General features: G+C 41.2%; 24 protein-coding genes. 17 read left to right on the top strand and 7 right to left on the bottom strand.

The features are described 5' to 3' along the window. Positions 1-30 precede the first annotated feature (30 nt). The 3 genes from P2W82_RS21470 to bla all read left to right on the top strand — a co-directional run bounded on the left by P2W82_RS21470 (position 31) and on the right by bla (position 2,989). Positions 31-1,029, top strand: a complete 999-nt coding sequence (locus tag P2W82_RS21470) for a phospholipase D-like domain-containing protein (RefSeq protein WP_336518002.1) — start codon at positions 31-33, stop codon at positions 1,027-1,029. A 20-nt stretch (positions 1,030-1,049) separates the two neighbouring features. Next, positions 1,050-1,769 (top strand): YqjF family protein, encoded by a 720-nt coding sequence (locus tag P2W82_RS21465; protein WP_336518001.1) that lies wholly within the window; start codon positions 1,050-1,052, stop codon positions 1,767-1,769. A gap of 461 nt (positions 1,770-2,230) precedes the next feature. Beyond that, entirely contained in the window at positions 2,231-2,989 is a 759-nt protein-coding gene (bla, locus tag P2W82_RS21460) for a subclass B1 metallo-beta-lactamase (RefSeq protein ID WP_336518000.1), read from the top strand. Positions 2,990-3,009: 20 nt separating this feature from the next. Here bla and P2W82_RS21455 read toward each other — a convergent pair whose 3' ends face one another. Next, on the bottom strand, positions 3,010-4,497 hold the full coding sequence (locus P2W82_RS21455; protein WP_336517999.1) for a sulfatase-like hydrolase/transferase: 1,488 nt from the start codon (positions 4,495-4,497) through the stop codon (positions 3,010-3,012). A 319-nt stretch (positions 4,498-4,816) separates the two neighbouring features. On the opposite strand from P2W82_RS21455, the gene P2W82_RS21450 reads away from it, so the two are divergent. From P2W82_RS21450 to P2W82_RS21390, 13 genes are all read left to right on the top strand, one after another. After that, positions 4,817-5,479 (top strand): suppressor of fused domain protein, encoded by a 663-nt coding sequence (locus P2W82_RS21450; RefSeq protein ID WP_336517998.1) that lies wholly within the window; start codon positions 4,817-4,819, stop codon positions 5,477-5,479. Positions 5,480-5,616: 137 nt separating this feature from the next. After that, entirely contained in the window at positions 5,617-5,937 is a 321-nt protein-coding gene (locus P2W82_RS21445; protein WP_336517997.1) for an ArsR/SmtB family transcription factor, read from the top strand. Further along, positions 5,934-6,437, top strand: coding sequence for an SRPBCC family protein (locus P2W82_RS21440; protein WP_336517996.1), 504 nt, complete (start codon positions 5,934-5,936; stop codon positions 6,435-6,437). Before P2W82_RS21445 ends, P2W82_RS21440 begins: the two co-directional genes overlap by 4 nt. Before the next feature lie 74 nt (positions 6,438-6,511). Next, entirely contained in the window at positions 6,512-6,865 is a 354-nt protein-coding gene (locus P2W82_RS21435; RefSeq protein ID WP_336517995.1) for a ribose-5-phosphate isomerase, read from the top strand. Positions 6,866-7,444: 579 nt separating this feature from the next. Next, positions 7,445-7,867 (top strand): DUF1801 domain-containing protein, encoded by a 423-nt coding sequence (locus P2W82_RS21430; protein ID WP_336517994.1) that lies wholly within the window; start codon positions 7,445-7,447, stop codon positions 7,865-7,867. Positions 7,868-8,046: 179 nt separating this feature from the next. Next, positions 8,047-8,889: an alpha/beta hydrolase gene (locus P2W82_RS21425; RefSeq protein WP_336517993.1), complete on the top strand. Its 843-nt coding sequence runs from the start codon at positions 8,047-8,049 to the stop codon at positions 8,887-8,889. 48 nt (positions 8,890-8,937) lie between these two features. Continuing rightward, positions 8,938-9,450 carry a GNAT family N-acetyltransferase gene (locus P2W82_RS21420; RefSeq protein WP_336517992.1) on the top strand — a complete coding sequence of 171 codons (513 nt, stop codon included), beginning with the start codon at positions 8,938-8,940 and terminating at the stop codon, positions 9,448-9,450. Between the two features lie 82 nt (positions 9,451-9,532). Then, a complete protein-coding gene (locus P2W82_RS21415) occupies positions 9,533-9,817 on the top strand; it encodes a hypothetical protein (RefSeq protein ID WP_336517991.1) in 285 nt (94 codons plus the stop codon). A gap of 115 nt (positions 9,818-9,932) precedes the next feature. Further along, complete coding sequence (locus tag P2W82_RS21410; protein ID WP_336517990.1) at positions 9,933-11,036, top strand: serine hydrolase domain-containing protein; 1,104 nt, start codon at positions 9,933-9,935, stop codon at positions 11,034-11,036. Positions 11,037-11,174: 138 nt separating this feature from the next. Further along, positions 11,175-11,813: a SanA/YdcF family protein gene (locus P2W82_RS21405; RefSeq protein ID WP_336517989.1), complete on the top strand. Its 639-nt coding sequence runs from the start codon at positions 11,175-11,177 to the stop codon at positions 11,811-11,813. Positions 11,814-11,892: 79 nt separating this feature from the next. Further along, on the top strand, positions 11,893-12,594 hold the full coding sequence (locus P2W82_RS21400; protein ID WP_336517988.1) for a hypothetical protein: 702 nt from the start codon (positions 11,893-11,895) through the stop codon (positions 12,592-12,594). A 105-nt stretch (positions 12,595-12,699) separates the two neighbouring features. Next, on the top strand, positions 12,700-14,112 hold the full coding sequence (locus tag P2W82_RS21395) for a TlpA family protein disulfide reductase (protein ID WP_336517987.1): 1,413 nt from the start codon (positions 12,700-12,702) through the stop codon (positions 14,110-14,112). A gap of 126 nt (positions 14,113-14,238) precedes the next feature. Next, entirely contained in the window at positions 14,239-15,036 is a 798-nt protein-coding gene (locus tag P2W82_RS21390) for a hypothetical protein (RefSeq protein WP_336517986.1), read from the top strand. Positions 15,037-15,313: 277 nt separating this feature from the next. Here the strand turns inward: P2W82_RS21390 and P2W82_RS21385 are convergent, their stop codons facing one another. Then, positions 15,314-15,655: a GxxExxY protein gene (locus P2W82_RS21385; protein ID WP_336517985.1), complete on the bottom strand. Its 342-nt coding sequence runs from the start codon at positions 15,653-15,655 to the stop codon at positions 15,314-15,316. A gap of 397 nt (positions 15,656-16,052) precedes the next feature. Continuing rightward, entirely contained in the window at positions 16,053-16,967 is a 915-nt protein-coding gene (locus P2W82_RS21380) for a pirin family protein (protein WP_336517984.1), read from the bottom strand. Between the two features lie 234 nt (positions 16,968-17,201). On the opposite strand from P2W82_RS21380, the gene P2W82_RS21375 reads away from it, so the two are divergent. Beyond that, positions 17,202-18,347 (top strand): trypsin-like peptidase domain-containing protein, encoded by a 1,146-nt coding sequence (locus P2W82_RS21375; RefSeq protein WP_336517983.1) that lies wholly within the window; start codon positions 17,202-17,204, stop codon positions 18,345-18,347. Between the two features lie 212 nt (positions 18,348-18,559). Here the strand turns inward: P2W82_RS21375 and P2W82_RS21370 are convergent, their stop codons facing one another. From P2W82_RS21370 to P2W82_RS21355, 4 genes are all read right to left on the bottom strand, one after another. Then, the gene (locus tag P2W82_RS21370) at positions 18,560-19,255 is read right to left on the bottom strand and encodes a class I SAM-dependent methyltransferase (protein WP_336517982.1); all 696 of its coding nucleotides are present in this window, start codon (positions 19,253-19,255) and stop codon (positions 18,560-18,562) included. A 24-nt stretch (positions 19,256-19,279) separates the two neighbouring features. Then, entirely contained in the window at positions 19,280-20,260 is a 981-nt protein-coding gene (locus P2W82_RS21365; RefSeq protein ID WP_336517981.1) for a cytochrome c, read from the bottom strand. Between the two features lie 419 nt (positions 20,261-20,679). Further along, on the bottom strand, positions 20,680-23,079 hold the full coding sequence (locus tag P2W82_RS21360; protein ID WP_336517980.1) for an ABC transporter permease: 2,400 nt from the start codon (positions 23,077-23,079) through the stop codon (positions 20,680-20,682). A 257-nt stretch (positions 23,080-23,336) separates the two neighbouring features. Then, positions 23,337-25,712: an ABC transporter permease gene (locus P2W82_RS21355; protein ID WP_336517979.1), complete on the bottom strand. Its 2,376-nt coding sequence runs from the start codon at positions 25,710-25,712 to the stop codon at positions 23,337-23,339. Positions 25,713-25,945: the final 233 nt, after the last annotated feature.

Raw genomic sequence — 25,945 nt, 5'->3', positions numbered from 1 at the left:
TACATATGCTTAATAACTAACTTAGTTGATATGGCGAGGAGAACATTGATTGTGTTGCCTGATGATACAGGAAAATCGATCCTGGAGGCTATACATACCGCAAAAAAGTCGATACGGATAAAAATGTTCGTCTTTAACGACCCGGGCCTGATCAATGCCGTAATTACTGCAAAAGGGAGAGGCGTTGAGGTTAAGGTAATGCTGAATCCCGGGCGCCGGTCAGGTGAATTAAATAATGCCGGCACTTTTAAGCTGCTGTCAGCAGCGGGTATTGATGTTAAAGACAGCAATAGTGCATTCGGACTCACACACGAAAAGTCAATGGTGATTGATGAGAAAATTGCTTTTGTAAATTCCCTGAATTTTGAAACAGAAAACCTGACAACAACACGCGATTACGCCATCATAACCGATCACAGATCCGAGGTCATGGAAGTTATGTCCTGTTTTGATGCAGACTGGAACCGCAGCGTTTTCGATTCCGGTGAGAACGCAAAACTTATCTGGTGCACCGGGAACGGGAGGGAGCGGATCGCCACTTTCATCGACCATGCCAGGCATTCGCTTTTTGTGCAGAATGAAAGGTTTCAGGACTCAATAATTATCGAAAGACTGGTACGGGCTTCCATACGTGGCGTAAAAGTTCATGTGATGGCCAGAAGCCCACATACATTATCAAGAGATAAATTGATTGAAGGCGTCGGTGGATTACGGATTATGGACGATGTTGGAATAAAAGTCCATAAACTTAAACATCTCAAACTGCATGGTAAGATGCTGATTGCTGATGGAAGCCGTGCAATTGTCGGGTCCATAAACCTGGCACCAGGAAGTTTTGACAAACGTCGTGAGCTTGCCATTGAGATCAATGATGAAGAAATTGTTGACAGACTGCACAAGATAGCTAAGCACGATTGGAAAAATTCCCACGCGATTGATCTGACTGACGAAGGATTGCTGCGGGATCTGCAGGACAGAATTGAAAACAGTAAAGAAATTCTGGCGTTGAAGGGGAAGGGGAAGAAATAAAATTTTGAATTAAAGTTGCTATGGCTTCAAATTTCCTGACAGCAGAATGGAGAAAACTGGCAATTGCCAACTACAGCGTTGATCCGAAAATATTGTTGCCTTTTCTGCCCTATAAAACAGAGTTTGATACCTGGAATGGAGACTGTTATGTAAGTCTTGTTGGATTCAGGTTTATCAATACCAGGTTGAAAGGATTTTCAATTCCATTTCATAAACATTTCGAAGAAGTCAATCTTCGATTTTATGTGCGATATAAAGATACCACGGGGTGGAGAAGAGGCGTGACTTTCATTAAGGAAATTGTACCGAAACCTGCATTGACATTTGTTGCAAATGCGATCTATAAAGAAAAGTATGTTACACTTCCGATGAAACATCAATGGAATGTTTCAGATACCGAACTTTCTGTTTCCTATTCCTGGAGGCACAGGAAATTCTGGAATAATTTTAAAGTAATAGCTGATCCTCAACCGCAGGAAATTGTACCTGATTCTGAAGAAGAATTTATTACTGAACATTACTGGGGATATGCGCCGGTAAATCAGAACTGTTCTTCGCAGTACCAGGTGGAACATCCGCGATGGAAAGTTTATCCGGTGAAAGAGTATTCGGTTAATGTGCAGTTTGATCAGATGTATGGTAATGAGTTTTCGATGTTGAATACAAGGCAACCAGATTCAGTAATGCTCGCTGAAGGATCTGAGATTGCAGTTCTGTCGATGACGAAGCTTAAAGATTGAATTCTATTTTGTTTTTGATTGGTGACATTTAATCGGATAAAAATTTCCCGTATTCTTCCCGGGTTTACCTGCTTACCGTCTACTGGCTGCTGCAATCGATGTCGTGGATTTTTATTTCAGGTATCCGGAAAGTCGGTAAGTATCGGAAAGGAACGGTAAATGTATATCAGGAAGTTGGCAGATTAAGAAACGGTTGCAAGTGAAAATCTGTACGCCTTTCGATCTGCGATGACCTGAGGGAGATTCACTTTCTTAAAAGCAGCACTACATGTTATGGGGAGATTTCCCCGCAGATGGACGCTGATTGAATATAAGGAGATCGTTTGGCATCTCTAACCAGGATTTTTTAGAGTAAATGAAAACAAGATTTATAAACGGGAAACCAGGATAAAAGCTAGTAATAACAATCTGCTCATTCTATATTTGTAAAACTTTGCAATTCTGAAAATCTAAAAATAAAAATGAAATCCATTATAAGTACCCTTCTCTTAGTAATCTTCTCCTTTACTTTTTTAACCAGTAACGCTCAAAAATCAAAGTCATTCAAACCCAGGGAAATTTACAAATCGAAAGCCCTGGTGATAATCCAGGTTGCTGAGAACTCTTTTGTTCATGTTTCATTTCTGCAAACCAATGATTTTGGGAATGTACCCTGTAACGGTCTTATTGTGAAAGATAAAAATGAAGTGATCGTATTTGACACTCCAACCAACGACAAGAGTTCCGAAGAATTAATCAAATGGATAAAAAATAATCTTCATTGCGAAATCAATGCGGTCATTCCTACTCATTTTCACGACGATTGTTTAGGTGGACTGAAAGCATTTCACGATAATAATATTCCTTCCTATGCATCGTTAAAAACCATAGAACTTGCGAAAGAGAGAAAATTTGCCGTACCTCAGAATAGCTTCACGGATTCCCTTAAGTTGAAAGTGGGAGATAACAATATCAGTGCAAAGTTTTTCGGAGAAGGGCATACAAAAGATAATGTCGTTGGCTATTTCCCTACGGATAACATCATTTTTGGCGGTTGTTTAATAAAAGAAGTAGGTGCCAGCAAAGGATTTCTGGGGGATGCAAATCTTGCAACCTGGTCTGGTACTGTAGAGAATGTTAAGCGGGAATATCCGGAAGTAAAGATTGTCGTTCCCGGGCACGGAAAGTCTGGAAATAAAGAGTTGCTGGACTATACAATCCAACTTTTTAAGGTTCAGTAGTTGCGGTTAAACTGAAAGGCTCAACCCGGGAAAAAATAAATCTCACCATCGACATCAATTAAAACATCTGCTGTACTCGGCCATGCCGGTTTAACGGTTTTTTCTTTCTCCCACAGCTGGAGTTCTTTCATGAGCTCCGTTACCTTCCCCGGATTTGCTACTGATTGATCGTGCTTCTCTTCCTCATCATGAGCCATATCAAAAAGAAACATTTTATCGTTTTTATTGTTGATGTACAATTTCCAATCGCCTTTCCTGACGGCTTTTGAATAGCCGTTTCGCCAGTAAAAGATTTCATGTGGTACACGGCTGCTGTCCTTCAGAAAAGGCATCAGGTCTACACCATCATACGGACGATCAGCAGGCAATGGAGTACGCGAGATCCCAGCAATGGTTGAAAAAACATCCAGCGATGATATCGGATGATTGTACACCTGTCCGCCAGGAACAGTACCAGGATATTTTATAAAAAAGGGAACTCTTAGTCCTCCATCGAAGTGCGTGCACTTACCACCACGCAATGGTGCGTTATCCGTAGCTCTCGTGTAGGTAGCGCCTCCGTTATCACTCAGGAATAAAATAACTGTGTTTTCTTCAATACCTGCTGATTTTATTTTCTGCACTACTGTTCCAATTGCGTCATCCAGCGCTTCTATCATCGCAAAATAAATCCGCTTCACACTATCCTGTTCGTTTGTTATCCGGTCAAAATAATCTTTCGGCACCTGGAAGGGATCATGTGGGGCATTAAAGGAAAGTGTCAGGAAAAACGGATGATTTTTGTTTGCCTCAATAAACTCGGTTCCTTTTCTTGCGAATGAAAAAGTGAGATAGCCTGTATCAATTACCGTTTCCTTACCCTCATGTATTGCAGAAGATCCGGATCTTGGTGCCCATGCCGGCAAATCGGAAAAGGACCAGGGAAGTCGCACATGCACATACCGGTTGTTGTCTACAGGATCAACTACATAACGTGTCAGCGCACCTGAAAAAAAATAACTGTAATCAAAACCTTTATCAGAAGGATGACTGCCGGGCACATCACCGAGGTTCCATTTTCCAACAAGGCCAGTGGCGTAACCATTCTTTTTCAGAACCTCTCCAAGTGTAATTTCATCTTCGCCCACCCCACTCCTGAATTTCTTCCGGTTAAGCGTCAGCGAAGGTTTCATCGACTTCATTCCTTCCGTTTTCCGATGAAATGGAAGAAAATGGCTGCGCATATCTTTTAGGAATTCCGGATCAAAATTATCGTAAGGCATGTATTCACTTCCGAAACGATTCTGGTAGCGGCCTGTCATGATGCCCATGCGTGAAGGCGAACAGATCGGCGAAGTCACATACGCATGTGTAAAGCGAACACCTTCTTTTCCGAGAGCGTCCATATGAGGCGTGTGAATTCGCGTGTTGCCATAGGAAGCGAGATCACTGTAACCAAGATCATCAACAATGATAAGGATGATATTGGGAGGGCGAAACGCTTCCCGTTCCGGTTGGTGAAAAGACATCACGATACAAAGGGATGCAACTGAAAATAGTAAGACCGGACTTAATATGCAAAGTTTCTTCAACAGGTGATTGTTAAGGAGGTTGAGGTATATATCTGCAAGGTAATGAAGGTGATATAGGTGATTTCAATTTTTTTAAAAAGACTGAGAAAGATAAACACATCAGGGAAATACATCATCCGGAGAATCGTTGAAAATTTTGCCGGTGTTTTACATCCGGATGCTTAATTTGTATGTTTCGGTTGAATGGTTTTGCAAAAAAGATTGACCAGAGCAGTTATTCATAAGTAAGGTATATATCATCTGCCAAAATTTAGTAATGAATTTTTTTAAGAAGTTATTTGGTAAATGGGTTAAAGAAGCACCCAAAGAATTTTCAGAACAGGAATACCTGGAGGACTATGAGCAGAAAAAGAATGGCCTCGAAGACATCCTTGGAAAAATGCACGACCTCGTGGGGCATGCTATAGTTCCGTTTTCTGTAGGAGGTGCAGTTGACATGTACTATTTCCCCGATCATATTAAAGGAACCGGTTTTGCAACCATGGAGCTTTTAGAGCCGGATGGATCAGGGCCGCTCCCCAACCGATTGGGAACTTATGAGCTTGTTGCATTTACAAAGTATGAATACAAAAAAGATGACAATCACCCGAATGCCTTTAATGTAATCGAAAGACAAGTCTGTGGGATCTTTACAACAATCGGATTTTTTTCGCGACAGGCCGTAATTAATCCAAATGAAACCTGCGAAATTCCTGGCGGAGAAAATGAAGAAAATGCCTGTTTAGTTTTTGATTTATATGAACCAGATAATAAAAAATTTAAAATAGGCATCAGGAAACATCATTTGCTCCTTTGTATGCAGGTTTTCAGAAGTGAGATGGATTTTGCCAGGGCAAACGGAAGCGAAAAGCTCATTGATAAACTCAAAAATGCAGGTTATTACCCGTATAGTGACCTCGACCGGCAGCCCGTGGTATAAAATGTTTTGTCAGAAAAATGTTCCCGCAGATTCCTGACCCATTACCATGTAAAGAATTCAAAAAAAAAATTTACCGAAACCGAATAGTTGCGCGTATATTTGCAACCAAACGGTTTCTAAAATAAAATTCAAATCTTTTGAGACGAGACATTTTCCAGGCAATAGCCGACCCGACGAGAAGAGCAATTATCACCCTGATTGCAGTGCAGGCAATGACACCCAATGCCATTGCAGAAAATTTTCATACCACGAGGCAATCGGTTTCCAAACATCTGCGCATTCTCACCGAATGTGAGCTGGTAAAACAGGAGCAACAAGGGCGTGAAATCTATTATTCCCTTCAGATTCAGAAAATGAAAGAGATTGATAAATGGCTCGAGCAATTCAGAAAAATCTGGGAAACCCGGTTTAACCAACTTGACAAGGTATTGGCCACAATGAAAAAACAAAGAAAATGATCAACAATTTGTTATTTGATTTTACGGTAGATAAAGAAGCAAAGACTGTTTATGTAACGAGAGAATTTGATGCTGACCTTCCGCTGGTATGGGATGCGTTTACCAAAAAGGAAATCCTTGATCAGTGGTGGGCGCCTGAACCATTCCTGTCGAGGACAAAATATATGAATTTTGAGGTTGGTGGAAAAAGATTTTACGCGATGGTCACTCCGGAAGGGCAGGAACGGTGGGCGATGCATACCTATACGTCGATCAGTCCGAAGACCAATTTCAAAATGTTCAATGCTTTTGCAGATGCAGATGAGAACCCGGTTTTACCAGGTTCGGACTGGGATTTCAACTTTGGTGAAAAAAATGGTATAACCAAAGTAAGCATTTCAATATACAATGATTCCCTGGAGCGCATGGAGAAGATGATTGAAATGGGATTTACAGAAGGGTTCAAAGCGACATTGGCTCAGCTGGATCATCTGCTGGCGAATTTGTCCAAAAGAAAATAGGGAATTATTGCTGATGGAAATTAAATATCGTGGTTAGCATTTCAACATCAGTGATTACAACAAAGACTTTCTGCATGCCGACAACAGTTTACCGGGTATATGTGATTGAACTACCTAAGAGAGTATTTACTGAAGACTATCGGTTTCGAAATGCAAACCCGCAATTCAATGGCGTGCTGGAATGTCTTTATGTAGGCATGACGAGTAAAACACCTGCCGAGAGGCTTAAGCAGCACAGGACTGGTTACAGAAATAAAAAGGGGCATAAACTTTCCGCGCATATCGTCGAGAAATACGGAGGCTATTTGCGGCCAGGTCTTTATAATCATATCAATCTTACACCAATGACCAGGGAGGAGGCGTTATTCCAGGAGAAGAAACTGGCGTTGGATTTAAGGCGAAAGGGTTATGCGGTTTGGTTTAATTAGAATTTTGTTTCCGGTTTCACGTAGCACTTTTTTTATTCTCACTTACTGCGTCGCTGCCTGTTTCATTTTATTTCCAGAGTTCTGGGATTGCCACGTATGTTACATATTTGTTGGCGTTCCAGGCTATAGCGGGCATCCAACTGGAGTCCTGCGGGAACACCAACAAGGAGTGCAATCTGCGGGAAAATTGAAGCCCCCGCAAGATCTACAAATATTTTCCGCAGATCGACCCAGATCAAATACATGCAGAATACGCGGAAAACATCTCCGACCGTCGGTATGCCTGTCTAAGCTTATCTGTGATCAACAGCCACTGCATTTTGATATCGTTGACTAATTCTAAATTATAATAATTGCTTTTTTTCCTCCTCTTTCCGACCTCACCTGCTTACCGTCTACCTCTTTGTACACTCAGCGACGATTATTTCAGCAGGATATTTATTTTCAAATTTGTTCATTAATTTCAACAAGTCAGATTTCCCACGCTGCCATATAAAAAGATTGAGAAACTCCATACCCGCTACGCAGCACCCTACAATCACTCAATGAACAACACAAACCAGAAAATCATTTCTACAGATGGCTACTAAAAACAAAACTGCAGAAACCGAAGTCAGCGTCACAGATTTCATCAATTCATATGTTGACAAAGAAGAAAAGAAAAAAGACAGCTTTCGTCTTATCGAACTGATGCAGGAGTGGACGGGAACTGAGCCTAAAATGTGGGGGCCGACAATAGTTGGTTTTGGGAAATATCATTATAAATATGCGAGTGGTCATGAAGGAGATTGTCCATTGCTTGGATTTTCGCCGCGTAAGGCTGAGTTCTCACTTTATGTGACATGTGCCGACAATGACAATAAAAAGTATCTCGATAAACTGGGAAAATACACTATGGGAAAATCCTGTATTTATTTCAAGAAACTCACTGATCTGAATCTTGATACGTTGGAAAAACTGAGCAAGTCGACGATTAAATATGTGAAGGAAAAGTACCCATAGCCTCAGCAATATTCAGGTAAAAAAATGAAACACTTTCCTTACTTTAAACTTTCATCGATGGACGTGCGCACTTGTTTAGAATATGTACTTCCCTGGAATCATCTGTCTTGTTGAAAATACTCAACGTTGATTCAGGTTTTATGAACGAAACATTCTCCGGCAACAAAAACCAGAACAATATGCAAGCAAACAATCAACCCAGGACAAATACATTTCTTACCAAAAATGACTGCAAAGTCTTTTACCGCCACTGGAGATCTGCCGGTGCTCCAAAAGCTGTTGTTGTTCTGGCACATGGATTCAATTCCCACAGCGGATATTTTCAATGGACGGCTGAGCAATTGAATGCTAACAATTTCGAAGTATATGGGATCGATTTCCCCGGAAGGGGTCAGTCGGATGGTGAACGGTATTATATTGCTGATTACAATGCGTTCGTAGAGGACCTCGACAAGTTGGTGGAGATAGCAAAAGCGGCTCATCCAGGACTGCCGGTATTTCTATTAGGGCATAGTGCAGGCGGCGTATTATCTGCTATCTACAGTTTGAGCTATCAGCAGAAACTGAAAGGGTTCATCTGTGAAAGTTTTGCATTTGAAGTACCTGCACCAGATTTTGCAGTAGCAGTCCTAAGAGGGCTGAGTCATTTGTTTCCGCATGCGCATGTTCTTAGATTAAAAAATGAAGATTTTTCCCGAAATCAGTCGGCGGTTGATTTCATGAACAATGATCCGCTGATTGCAAATGAAGTACAGCCGACGAAAACGGTGCAGCAATTATCGCTTGCTGACATCAGGTTAAAGGAGGAGATGTCATCTATTAAACTTCCGTTATTGATTCTCCACGGTACTTCTGACAAAGCCACCAAACCCAGCGGCAGTCAGCATTTTTATGATAGTGCTTCGTCTGAAGATAAAACGCTGAAATTTTATGAGGGACATTATCATGACCTGCTGAATGATATTGACAGGGAAGTGGTGATGAAGGATATACTGGAATGGCTGAGTAAAAGAGTGGGGTAGAAAACGAATATCCAATAGATCAAACTTTCATCTGCTTGATTAAAATGCATGATCACATTTGGTAGAGCAAAAATCACAGACTCCATTCGCATTTCAGTTTTACTGAAAACGGTATACATCCAAACCTATGCGGCGGAAGGAGTAACTTTTGAATTTGCCAACTTCATCACGAAAAGATTTTCTGTTGAACATATTGAGTCGACTATTGCAGCTGACCCCGATCAATTGATGATTGCTTATTTTAATGACAATCCGATCGGTGTTGCTGAAATCATTTTCGGAAGGACATGTCCGATTAAAAATATCAATGCGCCCGAACTCAGTAAGCTTTATGTACTGGAACGTTTTTATGGAAAGGGAGTTGGACATGGATTGATAAAAGAAGTGGAAGACATGTTGAGGAAAAGTGGACATGAACATCTCTGGCTGGAGGTCTATACAAAAAATGGAAGGGCTGTTGCTTTTTATGAGAAACATGGATTTATTTCTATTGGCGAAGTAGATTTTCCTATGGAGACAAATACCTATCGGAATTATGTGATGATGAGAAGTATAACCTGAAATAATTTTCCTTTTCACCGTCAGTAATGAATATCAGTGTATTTGTGCTGTGTGTCATTGTGTGCAGATTTTTTGCACCACGATGAGACAAAGTTCACAAAAGGGATACATAGAAATTCAAGCTTTAAATGATAGGAAGAGATATGGATTTCAAATTGACTGGAACGGCTCTGTTGTGCAACAGATTGACATAAAAAGTATCGATTGGAAAAAAGTCCCCGATGACCAGGAATGTGGAACGGAAAGAGTTATCGCCCCGCGTCGGCATTCAAAAAAGGAGATTAAAAAACCGTTCTGGAAGTTTTGGTGGGAATGTTGTGATGATTCGCCACTTCAATTATCCCGGGATAAAGATGAAATTAATTGATTTTTACTCCCGATAACTCTTTTCCAGAATTCACCTGGCTGAGCATCAATATGCATTTTGTCCTGTAACCTTATCGTATCTTCTCTCGTCATATCCCGTTCACAGCTGAAAACTTATGAGCCGGATTGCCGCATTCATCATTGTTTCGTGTACGTTTTTTTCTTCCCCAGGTAAAGGCCAGGCCATTACGCCCGCAAAGGATAAGATTAAATCCATTGACGGCAAAGGTTATCGGTCAAAAACTGAAATAGATAAGTTTCTTCACTCGCAAATGGATTCTATTGGAATTGTGGGACTGTCGATTGTTTTGATTGAAGATTCGAAAGTCGTCTATACGCAAACCCTGGGTATGCAGGATAAGGAAAAGAATGTTAAAGCAGATGAGCAAACCCTTTTTGAAGCGGCTTCCATGACAAAACCGGTGTTCGCCTATGCCGTACTGAAACTGGCTGGCAAAGGTGTTCTGAATCTGGATACTCCACTTTATAAGTACTATCCCTACAAAGATATTTCGCATGACAAACGTTATGAGCTTATTACTGCAAGGATGGTACTCAATCATTCCAGTGGTTTGCCTAACTGGAGGCATGAAAAATTCCGTGAACTTACTATCGATGCCGATCCGGGAACGAAGTTCGAATATTCGGGTGAGGCTTATGGTTACCTGGGTCTTGTGGTTGAACAAATCACAGGCAAAAATCTGCAGGAAGTTTTAAAGGAAGAGGTATTCATTCCCCTGGGAATGCAGCACTCATTCATGATCTGGAATGATGAATTGGAAAAGCATAAAGCCATGGGCTATGAAAAAAATGAACCGACGCAGGTTTTTAAACCACTTCGTGCGCATCCGGCCGGCACCTTGCATACAAACGCTCAGGACTATGCGAAATTTTTAATTGCATTGATGAACGAAGATAAAGGTGATAAAAGCATATTCCGGCAAATGTCAGCTCCGCAGATCGAAGGTAAGGCCCCTACACCCGGGGATCCGAATTCGGGTATCTGGGTTGGCTCCGGAATTTTTATTGAGAAAACGCCTTATGGAATAAAATATCACCACGGTGGAAATAACGGAGATTTCATGGGTAATTTTCTTTTCTTCAAAGATCAGCGAACAGCCTATGTATTCTTTATGAACTGTGATAAGATGCCACAATTCATGCCGAAACTGGATCGATTTCTTACAGCTGCAGAAGATGCTCAATCTAAAAGTAAATAACTACAGATGGATATTATTTTTCCGGGATCATCAAATTTCCAATTCAGGCTGTTTCTTACAGACTACAGTACTCAGGGTTGACTTTTCAATTTTATATCTGTTATTTTATAGTCAATTCAAATTTTTGTGAAAGGAAAAATGTTTAGGAAAGCAGTCTCGGTTCTTGTCTTGCTGCTGATTGCATTTTTATCCCTTATCTTTTATTGCGACAAAAGCGTTGCTGATAATGCTGCCGGTAAGACTTTTTCGGATGTAAATGCTGTTCCTTCCAATAAAGTAGGTTTGCTCTTGGGAACAGCGAAGTTTCTTTCGAATGGATATGAGAATTATTACTACCGTTACCGTATTCAGGCAGCCACAGAGTTATTTCGTGCAGGTAAGATAGAGTATCTCATTGTCAGTGGCGACAACAGCAGGGTCGAATATGATGAGCCAACGACAATGAAATCGGACCTTATTGCGATGGGAATTGACTCTACAAAGATATATCTTGACTATGCTGGTTTCCGGACTTTTGATTCGATGATAAGAGCAAAGGAAATTTTTGGCCAGGATTCACTTACCGTTATTTCGCAGGCTTTCCATAACGAGCGGGCTATATTTATTTCAGAAAAACAAAAGATGACAGTTGTGGGATATAATGCAAAAGACGTGAGTAAATCTGTCGGGCTCAAAGTTGCCATGAGAGAAAAGCTTGCAAGAGTAAAAGTGTTCCTCGATAATATATTTGATAAACAACCAAAGTTCCTTGGGCCGAGAGTGGAGATACGTGGTTAGTCAGGTTCTGCAAGCGATGATTTTATTGGAACCTTCAAGGAAAGTAACGAGTGTATAGTTCAAATCAAAATTGTCTGCTATGGGAATGGATTCTGTTGAACTTGTAATGGAAGTTGAGAAAGCATTCAATATAAGTATACCCGATCGCGAATGTGAAAAAGTTTACACTGAAGGTGACTTTCATCATGTTGTATGGAAACATGTCGAAGGGAGAAGGGTCGGCAATTGTAAATCGCAATCTTTGTTTTACAAATTGCGGAATGGATTTCAACGGGAGTTCAATATTTCCAGGAATGAAGTGACAACTGATAGCAATGTGTCCGATATTTTTCCCGAACAAAACCGAAGACAGATATATTATGCATTCGCTGAAAGGCATGTATTGCATCTGCCCGATCTTGAACTCACGAGACCATGGTATTTGTTTCTGAATAGTTTTGGTATCATTACCATTATTGGAGGTCTGGCGTTGTCATTTGTATTGGTTAATTTTTTTGACTATAGCCGCTGGCTTTTTCTTCTTCCCCTCGCTGGAATCATTTACACTGTATTAATTTCAGATGCATTAGATCATAAAAGAATTGTAATTGCAAATACACAAATGCGTGGTTTTATCAAATGCGTGCTGGCAAAGAATTTGTCAGCTTTGGCACATGGAGCAGGAATGAACAGAAAGGAAATGGAGCAGGTAATAAATATTCTTATTTCTGAAAAAAGTGGTGTAAGTCTGGAAGAAATAACTCCTGGAAAAAAGTTTGGCGACGATCTTGGAATGGATTGAAAAAATTAGTTGTTAAACATTTATGGAGTATTTCGAAAAAATACTCTTTGTGCATTGGTGAAGTAATTGAAGTCGATGATTTCTTTCTAAAAACAATTCCGGAATATGCCATTACTAAGAATAATTTGCCCACTGTTTCTGTTCCCTGTTTCTGTTTCAGTCTCTGCTCAATCATTCGCTCCTCCTCCCGAAAGCCCTGGAGGTTATTTCAACAAGTTCCAGAACTTTGTTTACAATGAGCCCAACAGCGATTCGGCTTATTACTATGCCCATAGACTCGCTTCCAATCCAAAATATCTTTCTTATCTCGATGACCTGATCCATAAAAATTTTGCACAATCATTTATAGAATATCCTGTACAGGAAAGTAAAAATCCTGATTCGGTCAGGCGGCGTAGTGAGTTTTATAAAACAATATTGAAACATCTTCGAACGGATACATCAGCGATGATGCAGCAGACGATCAGGCCTATGTCGTTATGGATAGCAGCTCAGGATAACAGAAAAAATACACCTGAACTCAGAAAAATTGTGAAGGATTTCGCAGAGAGCCAGCTTATCGGTGATTTATATGCCAATAGTGCAGGACGCTACGGATTGTTGATCTCTTCTATTCTTTCTGAAAATCCTGAAATGAAACCGGAGAATGAAAAGTTGTTTTCAGAAATCTATTCAAAACTGGAAAAGGGCCAGGTTGTACTTTCTGATACTGCGCAAAGTGCAGATTTGGAAAGAAGGGCATGGTATCGGTTTCTCTTTGCTTACGTAAATAATTTAAAAGCCAACCAGGCAATAATTCCAGCAGAGAAAGAGAAATACCTTAAAGAAGCTTTTAATTACAGTCCGGATCTTGTCGACAGGAGAGTGTACTCCGCCTATTTCTATGACATGATGTTTCTATATAAAGGTGAAGAAATATCCGGCTTTAAAACAGAGTATGTCGATTACCTGTTGAGTTCATCTTCAGATCATCAGAAAACACTTGATTTGTTCCTCGAAGCCAGCCTGATAGAGCCTGCCTATAAGGAAAAATTACGCGATTACTATACTAAGATAAATATGTCATCTACCGGTTTCAATCAATATTGGCAGAATGCAATTGATGCAAAGGCAAATGCACCGGTCAACGTTTCGATCAGGCAATTGGATAAAACTGTTTTCTCGACGATGCAGCAACATGGAAAATGGGTGCTGATTGATTTCTGGGGAACCTGGTGCCTGCCTTGTCGGGCAGAGCATCCACAGTTGCAGAAATTTTACGATTCGCTGGTGCTACTCAACCCCAGTAAAATATCATTACTCACCGTCGCCTGCAAGGATACCGAAGCGAAAGTAAGTTCCTATATGAAAGAAAAAAGGTATTCGTTTACGGTCGCGATGTCTGATGGGAAAATTGAATACACGTATCCTGTCGAAGGTTATCCCACAAAAATTTTAATCACGCCGGCAGGAAAATTTCTTACGATTCCTTACGGCATTGATTGGGTAAGTTTTATTAAACAGTACGCAAACCTTTAGGAGAAAACGGAACACTGAAAACAGAAACAGAAAACCGGAAGAAGGTGAACAGGTTCATTGTGAAATATCTGCTTGCTGTTTAAGAATACAGAATACGGAATACAGGAAGAATGTCCACCAGCATGCTTGATACTACTTCCCGGTAACAGGGGTGTTTTAAAGGAAGTGACAGTCTCGGCAGGGCTTTCGCAAATGAATGGCATGTGGAGAACCATCACTGTAGACGATGTTGATCAAGATGGAGATCCTGATATTATAGCAGGAAATCTTGGATTGAATTGTGTTTATAAAGTGAGTGCTGCTGAGCCAATGCGTGTATATAGTACCGATATCGATGGCAATGGAATTGTTGATCCGGTGATGTTTTATTATCTCAAAGGTGCTGATGGAGTAAGAAAATCTTTTCCAGCCATCAGCAGGTCTTTGTTTGCGGAACAGGTTCCGTCGATCAAGAAAAAATTTCTTTTGTATAAGGATTATGCAGTTGCGGGATACGATGAGATTTTTAAAGGTAAGCCGAAGGACGCAATAAAAGAATTGTATTGCGATGAAACACGCAGCTGCTTTTTTGAAAATACCGGTAACGGAAAATTTGTAAAACATCCATTGCCAACGGAAGCTCAGTTCGCGCCCGTGAATGCAATTATCTGTGACGATATTGACAAGGATGGTTTTAAGGATCTTGTACTTGCCGGAAATGAATACCAGGCAGATGTGATCACCGGAAGGTATGATGCTTGTTATGGTTTGTTTTTAAAGGGTACTAAGGACAAGACATTCATACCTGTTCCTCCTGTTAAATCAGGTTTTATTATCGATGGAGATGTAAGGGATATGTCCCTCATCAATTTAATAAATGGCAAACGTTTATTGCTTGCGGCAGTAAATAATGATTCGTTGAGGGTTTTCAGGATTGATAAGTGACGTTTTCTCCGGAATGCTCATGGTTTCCGCAGATTTCGCTGATCAAGACATTGTAATTGTATGTCAGCGCTCATCTGCGTGTATTCAATCAGCGCGATCTGCGGGAGAATTAGGTCGTTTCAATTCAAAGGGTTTCCCGCAGATAATCGCAGATCGAAAGGCGCGCAGATGTTCGCTGATGAGAAAAACGCTATTTAAAATCTGCGCTCATCTGCGTGTATTCAATCAGCGCGATCTGCGGGAAATTTGGGTCTCAATTCAGGAGTCTTCCGCAGCATTAAAGGTTGTTAACTTTCCTTATAATAGAGTTACCAATATTATCTGTATTGAAATTTACAAGCAACCCCAATTTAAGCTCGGACAGTCTCAGATAAGTGATAATTTGTTTGTGATGAGTATTTGCTAAAGCTTCCACAGATTTTACTTCGATAATAACTTTATTTTCCACTACAAAATCGATACGGTATCCGATATCCAACTTGTCACCATCATAGTACATAGGTAATCCTACTTGTCGCTTGAATTTTAGCCCTCTTTTATTTAATTCACGTATGATTGCAAATTCATAAGCAGATTCCAGCAATCCCGGACCAAGTGTATTGTAGATTTTGAAAATCATTCCCCCTCAACTCATATGAGATCTCGTTTTCAGTCATTTTCAAGTTTGTTTAAAACTGAAAATAGCATCGAAGCTGGCGGGGAAAAAGGGAAATTCAACATTAAGAATGGAGAATATTCTCTGTTAAAACAGATGGTTTCCCGCAGATTTTCGCAGATCATAAATTAAGTGGAAATATCAGGTGAATCTGCGGGAAAAGAGAACTGCCAAAGCACCCTTATTGTTCTGAAAATCTGATTTCCCGGCAAGGAATCTCACGCAGATTATCGCAGATCAAAAGGCGCGCAGATTTTCGCAGATCAGAAATACAGTTGAAATATCAGCGTGAATCTGCGTGTATTCTATCAGCGCGAATCTGCGGGAAAATTCAGGTCGCTGCAATTCTAAGAGTATCCATTTAAGACAAAGCCTGTGGCGGCGGTCCGCCCGCGGGTTTGGTTTTGTCTTCCGGCAATGGCACAAATTCATGATTGTCGTTTGGCGGCAGAATAATTCTTCCTTCTTTCCAGTCAGACTTGGCCTGCTCAATTCTTTCTTTTCTTGACGAAACAAAATTCCACCAGATATATCTGTCCCCCAAAGGTTCTCCACCGAGCAACATCAATGTGCTATTTTCCTTTGCCAGAAACACATCATCATTGTCTTTAGTAAACACAAGCATTTGGCCCGCTGTATATGTTTGTCCCGCAACTTCAATGCTTCCTTTGGCAATATAGATCGCCCTTTCTGTATGTTCCTTCGGCAATGCAAATCGTTTGCCTTTTTCAAGAATCACATGCAGGTAGAACAAAGGTGAATGCGTTTTTACATCGTTTCTCAATCCGTACGCATCGCCTGCGATCAGTCGCATCCAGATTCCTGTTTCTGTAAATATGGGTAATCGTTCAGGTTTGTAATTGTCAAAAGTTGGAGATGATTCTTCATCTTTCTCCGGTAGTGCGACCCAGGTCTGGATCATTTCCAGTTCACCACCGGCAAGCGCTGCAGGATCTTCAAATCTTTCGGAATGAGAAATGCCTTTTCCTGCTGTCATCCAGTTCACTTCACCCGGACGAATGATTTGTTCTACACCCAGACTGTCTCTGTGCGTCACTTGTCCTCCAAAAAGATAACTTACTGTCGATAGCCCGATATGCGGATGAGGCAACACATCCATCTTTGCGACAGCCTGTGGTTGTATATCTACCGGACCTGCGTGATCCATAAATATAAACGGCCCCACCATTCGTCGAAGTCTGAAAGGAAGAATACGCCGTACGTTCATCCCCTCTGCGATAGAAGCCATCCGCGCTTCAATAACCATCTCAAGCATATGCGATATTTTGTTCAGTAATATTTAAATAGAAAACCATGCTTATGACAGATCCGCAATCAGGTATCTATCATCGACAGGTCAGTATTCTTTTTGCATTTGTAAATCTAGAATATTCTGATGGCAGCTGGCAATTTTACATTGATTTTACAAGTTGAGACATTCATTTTACAATTTCTTTTCTATATTAAAAACCGAAGAGGTTAAGTTTGAGGTGATATCATTTTCTTCAGCATGAAAAATAACATCCGGCTCTTGTTAATCTCCTTCCTATTCTCAGTTGAATCAAGAGCACAGATACCAGCCCAGGTAAACGATCCTTCAAAAGTCGCGCTTCGGAATATCGTTGAATTTAAAAATGGCGATCACTACATCGATCCTTCATTTTCCTATGCGGGCACAGGTTTCATCATCGATATGGGCAGCTATAAACTCGCCGCTACAGCAAAACATATTTTGTGGATAGCTAAAAACAAAAGAAGTCCGTTTGTACAGATCAATGATCAACTGAAGTCATGGAAGATGATCGCCAAAAGCAATGACAGCGTTTTCGCGACAATCGATCAGATGATCAATGAAGATTCAACAGAAATACTCGAAGGACCTGGATCAACAATCATGGAAAGAGATGCGATCTTTTTCACCGTGAAAAATATTTCCCCTTCGATCAGATCATTGAAACCGAGATTCAGTCCCGTGAAAGCAGGTGAAAAAGTTTTCTTCATCAGTGCCGACTATACGGATTCAGCAGCTAAAGTATATGAAGGTCGGATACTGAGAAAACCGGGAACTGATATACTTATTGAAAGAGATATGACGACCTACCGGCCTGGTGCCAGTGGATCACCTGTTGTCGATCCCAATGGCATGCTTATCGGCATTTCGTCTTCCGGTTCATCGGATGGCAGAACGGGAAAGGGCGTTGTTGTTGCAGTATCGATGGAATACCTCCAGGATGTGCTGGCAAAAAAACAACCTTTGAACAAGCCTAAAGAAGATTATGGTGCAATAGTTTTTAAGATAGGAAAAGATCAGGGATCAAAAAAAGCAATTCAGTTTTATGAAAAGCTGACCTCGGACCCTCAAAACTATTATCGTTACAATTTAAGAGATGCAGGACGCAATGGCCTTCGGGAAGCAGGGGAAATGCTGATGGAGATAAAAAAATATTCGGATGCTATTGAGCTGCTACAGTTCAACATCAAAGAGTATGGCTCATACTATGTGAATTATAATCTATTGGCGAAGGCATACCTGCTGAAAGGAGATACAACATCTGCAATAAAAACTTATGGGGCATCAACAGAAAAATTCAGTGATGCCAACGAAAATGAAGCATTTGCTGAGCTGAAGCGACTTGAAACAGCAGGCAAAAAATAAACGATCGATCTTTTATCAGGTGTGCTGGTTAGTTGTAAGCCTGCCTTCTATGGATGCAGTATTTCCCGCAGATCGACGCAGATTAAATACACGCAGATATCGCAGAGAAGTATCTGCGAAAATCTGCGTCTTCCATCCGCGCAATCTGCGGGAAAAAAATGATGGTCACCGCAAGTGTCAGCTGTTCAAAAAAGGGGACTTGTCAGGAAATCTTATTCTTTGGTGAATTCCAGCATATGATGGAATTGATCATGCACACGTTCACCCACAAAATGAAATCCGGTTTGCGTGAGCCAGGTGATCGCATCTTCTAAATTGGCAGGAAAATCATAGTTGCTTACATGTTCCTGTACCAGGTGCATTTCCTCCGCATCTAAAGCGAGCCAGTGATCTTTTGCGTAACTGAAATATTCTTTCAGATATTGTTCCCTGGACCAACCAAAACGCCTGAATACATCTATATAAATAAAAGTACCGCCTTTGTACAAACGATGATAACAATCCAGGTACAGCTGTTTTTTCATCTCATCTGAAAGGTGATGAATTGCAAAACTGCTACAGATAAAATCAAACCGGTTTGATTCCGATTTAATCAATTCTTCCATCGCTCCGTTTTTTAAAACGGCATGGATCCCGTCGCTGTGAAGATTGCTGGAAGCGATTGCCAGTGCAGTTTCCGACAGATCATAACCCGTATATTTTGCAGACGAAAACTTTTTCAGCAGCGGAGCGAGTACAAATGCATCTCCGCATCCCAGATCAAGAATATCGATTTTTCTATCGTAGAATGGAATAAATATTTCATCAATCGCTGCAATGAATTCCTTACTGAGCATATAGTTATGCTCAAGCATTTTCCGGTAAATGCGCCAGTGTTGATTAAAAATGGAAACAGCTTCTGAATTCACTACTGAAAGGTAAGCATCATCTGATTAAGATGTTTTCGGTTTCCATTTCACCACCTGGTTTTTTACAGGCTTCAGCGTTTTCAGATATGCATAGATCGCTTTCAGTTCTGCACTGTCCTTATATGCATACATGGTCCAGGGCATTACAGTTTGCATTTGACCTGGTTTCAACGGAGTGGGATGATAATTGCTGTCTGCGTACTGTTTAAATTTAGTAAGAAAAGTTTCTTCGTTCCAGCTACCGATTCCGGTTTCTGTATCAGGTGTAATATTCGGCGAAATCACTGCAGAGCCATCCGGAAATCCAAATTCAAAACCACCGGCAAATGGTTCTCCCACCATCTGACCTTTTTCATGTCTGGTATGACAAACATTGCAGCCCGATGCCATCGTATAATATTTTCCGTAAGCAATAACATCAGATGGATCAGGTCGTTTTCCACCTTCGCCTTTTTTGGGAATGGTGTTCAGTATAAAGTTCATCGGGAATGCAGGCTCTGATTTCGGCGGATCGTTTGGTTGTGATGGTATTGAGCGTATGTATGCGATGATGTCCTTAATATCTTCAGGATCCATCCCGCCATAATTTTGCCAGGGCATTATACTGAAAATCGGCTTGTTGTCTTTGTTCACGCCGCTGGTAATGGCGCGAAATATCTCCCCGTCGGTCCAGTCTTTTAAATGACTGGGAGAAATATTGCGTGCGTAAAAATTTCCGGGAAATCCCTGGGCGGGTGTGAATGCTTCCCCGCCTTCACCTAAAGTGCCTGGTACGAGAGGGCCGCTAAATAAACTAAAATCTCTTCTGCTATGGCAATCCATGCAGAGCGTGACATGATGAGCCAGGTATTCACCTCTTTTTATTCTTTCCGGAGTTAACTCAACTTTGAGATCAGGCGGTGGACCAACATTTGGCAATGCTGTCTTTACATAAGTGGCCAAACCGGCAACTGCAAGGATAATGACGCCCAGCAATATCGCCAGGAACTTTAAGAACTTTTTCATGTTCTGGTTTAGTTTTGGTTAGACAGGGCAGGGTAAGATAGGGAATTTTCCTCGAGCAGGCAATAGTAAGCAGGCAGGGCAGGAGATTTAGTTGATAGGTGCTGGCATCAAGCTTGCTGTTGCATATTCCTGCTATGTTCAATTTGCTCCAACAGGCAGCGGGCTAAGTAGGTACCGGAACAGCCGGCCTATGCGGAAGCGGGTATTGCTAAGTGTTAGTCAGAACTTTATATTGACATCCTTTTATAAAAGACAAACCACGGAGTAACAGCCGAGATAACAGCCCACAGAGGAAATGCAGAGATTGGGCCCGGCTGTTCCTCTGTGGAAACTCCGTTGTTCCCTCTGTGTTTTGTCTTTACATGCAAGGTTATTATAAACTCAGGGCCCGGCTGTTCCCTATTGCCTCCTGCCTTCCATCATTCCGTTCGCAAACTCTTCACCGGATTCGTATTTGCCGCGTGAAAGGCCCTGACACTAACAGACACAAAAGCGATCAAAAGTGCCAGTCCCCCTGCAGCAATGAAAATATTTGCGGTCAGGCTTATCCGGTAGGCGAAACCCTGCAGCCATTTATTCATTAACCATCCGGCAATAGGAGTTGCAATCAATATTGCAATGGAAACCAGGATTAAAAATTCTGTTGAGAGCAACCTGCTGATCTGGAGTACACTTGCTCCCAATACTTTCCTGATACCAATTTCTTTTGTACGTCTTTCTGCCGTGAATGTTGCAAGTCCGAATAAACCAAGCGCCGAAATAATGATTGCGAGTACTGAGAAAATGAAAATCAGTTTTGATGTTTTGAGATCCGATTGATATAAAGTATTGAAGCTGTCGTCCAGGAAATGATAATTGAAAGGTTGATCTGTAATAAATTTTGACCAAACAGTATTGGCTGCGGCAATAGCGGCCGGAATATTTCCAGCACTGGTTCGGAGGAAGATGTAAGAATCGCTTCCTTTATTATTGCTCAGCAATATCGGTCCGATCTTTTCATGAAGGTTTTTGTAATGAAAATCTTTTACCACGGCAATGACTTTCCCGGTGTCACCACCCCAGGTAAATCTTGCGCCGATAACAGGCTCTTGAAAATTAAATTCACGTGCCGCTGTTTCATTCAGAATAAAATTATGTTCATCGGTTTTTTCGCCCGTGAACCATTTTCCCTGCACAAGTTCCAGTTTAAAAAGCTTTTGAAATCCGGTATCAACACTCAGGTGTGCTATTGTTGGGTTGAATGCAGAGTCGCGACCATCCCAATCTGCGTTACCTGAACTGGCAGATGTCACATTGACGATCTCGCTGCCACCAATACTTACTTCCGAAATACTACTCTGCACTTCAAGCTCACGTTTCATCGAAGTGATCAGATGCTTTCTCTCCTCACTCCTGAATGAAAATTTTCCTTTCCATGGAATCTGCATCCCCAATACCTGTGAAACATTATATCCGGGATTGGTTTTCTGAATGTAATTGAGTTGTTTTGAAATCACTATTGTACCGGTGATCAACAAGATCGATAACGAAAACTGGAACACGACCAGACCGCGGCGCACAAATCCATCTTTTACTTTCAGGACAGAAATGCCTCTGAATACATTTAATGGATGGAAAGAAGATAAAAGCAAAGCCGGGTACACTCCATTCATGAGAGTTGTAAAAAGTAAAGCGATGCCCATCACTTTCCATACCGAAACAGATGTGATGGGAGAGCTAAAGTTTTGGCCAGTGAGATCATTGAACCATGGAAGTGTTACGTGCATGAGCATAAGTGCCACCAGCAATGAAAAAAAACAGATGGTCAGTGACTCCATTATAAATTGGAAAAAAAGTTGGGCTTTTCCTGCACCGGTGATTTTTCTTACTCCAATCTCTTTCGCCCTCATGCTTGCTTTTGCTGTAGTAAGATTGATATAATTAATACAGGCAGTCGAAAGCAGTAGTATTCCAAGGATCGCAAAAATATAGGTGGTTGTCTTGTTGCCACGAGGCATAGAGGACGACTGCAGTTCGGACTGAAAATAGATATCCTTTAAAGGAGTGATCGACGCAGTTGAAGAATTGTTTTCGCGTTTCGATTTGTAAATATCATTTAATTTCTTTGTTACCGCTACCTGTGATGCATGGGGCTTCAGCTGGATAAATGTAATGTATCCGAAATTATTCCAGTTTTTATCATTTTTATAAACGTTGGGATCGGAGAGACGACTTTCCACCGGCATCATAATATCAAACCGGAAACTTGAATTTGACGGATTGTCTTCTACTATCGCGCGAACGGTATAATTTACTGTGTCCAGTTGTATGATTTTGCCAACCGCATTTTCACTCCCGAAATATTTTTTTGCTTTCGATCGTGTAAGTACGATTCCAAAACGATCTTGGGAAAATGCACCTGCGCTGCCCTGTACAAAATCATAGTGAAAAATATCAAACCAGTTTTTGTCGACATAGGCTGACGTTTTTTCAGAGAATAATCTGTTGTCGATATTCATTACCGGTCCGCCCCATTCGTTAATCACAATGCGACTTGCTTTTTCAATCTCCGGAATTTCTTTGGTAGCCGTTTCCGCCATCAGCAATGGCGAGTTCTCCCAGATCCATGATTCATCCGGTCCGATGGCGATAGCATTCGTAATACGGAAGATGTCTTCTTTCCGGTTATGATAATTGTTTTGAGAAAGCTCATTCTGAACCCAAATGAAAATAAATATCGCCGCCGCCATCCCGACTGACAAACCGGCCAGGTTAATCAGGCTGGTAGTTTTGTTTTTGAAGCCCTGGCGAAGTGCTGTTTTGACATATGTTTTTATCATAAGAGCTGAAAGTAGATTGTGTAACGTGGAACGTAAAACGCTGGCCTACGCTGGTGAATCAATCCGGCAACTGAAAATTCATGCAGATTTAAATTCATGTCCAAAAATCTGCCAGGAAAATACATGAAATTTCAATAGCGCTCAGCTGTTACTCAAGCGCACACCGTTGTTTTCCCGATGTTCCCGCTCTTCAATATCTCAAACATAACCCTATCAGCTTCGGCTGTTCTCAATTGCCTTCTTACTTTAGCCTGTCCTCATTCCGTTCTCAAACTCTTCACCGGGTTCATCAACGCTGCCTTCACTGCTTTAAAACTAATCGTAAACAATGCGATTCCAAAAGTAATCATAGCCGCTATCGCAAAGATCCACCAGCTTAACGGTGTCTTATAGGCGAAATTTTCCAGCCAGCGACTCATCGCCAGGTAACCAAGGGGTATCGCAATCAATGTTGCTATCATTACCGGTTTCAGCAGATCCTTCGATAACAGCATCACGATATTTTCTGTTGATGATCCCAATACTTTACGTACGCCGATTTCTTTGAAACGTTTTGCTGCTGTAAAAGAAGCCAGTCCGAAAAGACCAAGACATGCGATGAAAATAGCCAGTCCTGAAAAAATGCTCAGCAGTTTCTGCTGACGAAGATCGGCCCTGTACATCTCATCAAATTTCTGATCAAGGAAACTATATTCAAAGGGATAATCAGGGGCAATTTTTTTATAGGCGTCTTTGATCGTATTCATGGATGCCTGGATATTATTCGATTTTATTTTTACCAGCGCTACACGACGATCTTCATTAGGTGCAATGATCAATGCATCCATATTTTCCTTCAGAGAAAGAAAATTGAAATCTTCCACAACTCCGATCACTTTTCTCCTGGCAGTATCGCGAACAGTATTCTTAATCCATTTACCAACCGCCTGGTCTGGTGTGAACCCAAGTTGGGTGGCTGCGGTTTTGTTGATCAGTACCGCATCAGTCGTATCAGTTGGGAATGATCCGGAAAAATCACGACCTGCGATGATTTTTAATCCCAGTGTTTTTACAAATTCAAAATCAGCAAACTCGGTTCTGGATTTGAATACATCACGCTGACCTTCGACTTCAAATGTGTGCTGATCAAAGAATCCTCCAGGTTCACCTGACATTGCTGACACAAAAGAAATGTCATTGCGACTCTGCAATTCATTCTTGAATGTGTTCCTGTGTTCATAGAACGGATTGTTATCGATTTTGATAACAACAGTCTGTTCTTTGTCATAACCTAATTCTTTATTACGTACGAACCGCATTTGATTCATGATAATGATGGTGCCAATGATGAGAATCACAGTGATACTGAACTGTACTACCACCAGCGACTGACGGAAAAAGAATCCACCTTTACCCAGTTTCAGTTTTCCTTTTAACGATTCAATAGGCTTGAATGCAGAGAGAAAAAATGCGGGATAACTTCCTGCGAGGATCCCAACAACCAGGATTGTCCCCAGAAGAAAAAAGTAGATCACCGGCGTGTTCCAGGAAACAACAAGCGATTGATCGAGCATGTTATTGTACAACGGGAGGATAATCTGCAATATTCCCAATGCAAGCAAACTTGAAATTGTGGTGAGTAAAATGGATTCACCGATAAACTGACCGATCAGCTGTTTGCGGACAGCACCTAACACTTTTCTCAAACCCACTTCCCGTGAACGCTCCACGGCGCGAATCGTAGAGAGATTCATGAAATTGATACAGGCAATCAATAAAATCAGAACAGCAATAGAAAGGAATATATAAACTACATTTTTATCTCCATGTTTTACCGGGTCAAATGTAGATCCCACACCGAGATACACGTCTTTCATCGGAGTTAATGCAAGCGTAAATTTCGCGCCAAGTTTTTCCATATCCTTCCCCATATATTTCTCCATGAACTGTGGGAAGTTTTTCTCAAGTCTCGCTTTATCCGAATGCTCGCCAAGCATCACGTAAGTAAAGTTGTTATTGTTGATCCAAACCGGGAACCAGGCTTGGTTATAATAAAATGAAAGAGGAGTTACGAGATCAAATGTAAGATGGGAATTAGCAGGTACATCTTTCGTCACACCGTTTACCTTCAGCAGCCTGCTTTTATTAAACTCTACTGTTTTGCCCATCGCATTTTCGACGCTGCCGAAGTATTTCTTTGCAGTAGTCTCGGTAAGAACGATACTGTTGGGATTATTCAATGCGGTGTTCGGATCTCCCTGGATAAAGGGAAAAGAAAACATCCGGAAGAATGTCGAGTCAGCGATATATACTTTTTTCTCGTTGAATGAAACATCACCTATGGTGATCAGGTCGTTCGACGGCAACACACGTACGGCCATTTTAATGTCTTCAGGAAAGTCGTTTAATAGCGCAGTCGCATATGGGCCGGAAAGCCAGGGTGCCGCTTCTTTGTTCTTATCAAATCCTCGCATCACCCGGTAAATCCTGTCTCCCTTTGCATGAAATTTGTCAAAACTGAATTCATTCATCACAAAAAGAAATATCATCATGCACACGGTGATCCCAATGGTCAGACCAAGAATATTGATCAGGGAAAACACGCGACTTTTTTTGAGATTTCTCCAGGCCGATTTCAGGTAGTTCTTAAACATAGTGGTTAAAAATTGTAATGAAGTTTGTGAGCTGCGAGGCATTCTTAAAAAGCATTACCGGTGATGCCGGTAATGCTTTCTTATCGACGCTTCATTTTTTCAATTGCTGCGTTGGATGTTCCCCGATCGTTTGAAAATCTTAATGCCAGTCTGTTATTCTATAATCCTTTTATACGTGCTGAAAAACGGCCAAAAAAATGCCATAAGCCTAAGGGGTTGTAAACCAATGGGAT

It is taken from the genome of Pollutibacter soli, assembly GCA_029269725.1.
GTDB lineage: Bacteria > Bacteroidota > Bacteroidia > Chitinophagales > Chitinophagaceae > Pollutibacter > Pollutibacter soli.
The sequence above is the reverse complement of the archived record's forward strand: the minus strand, read 5'-3'. Positions and strand labels throughout refer to the sequence as shown.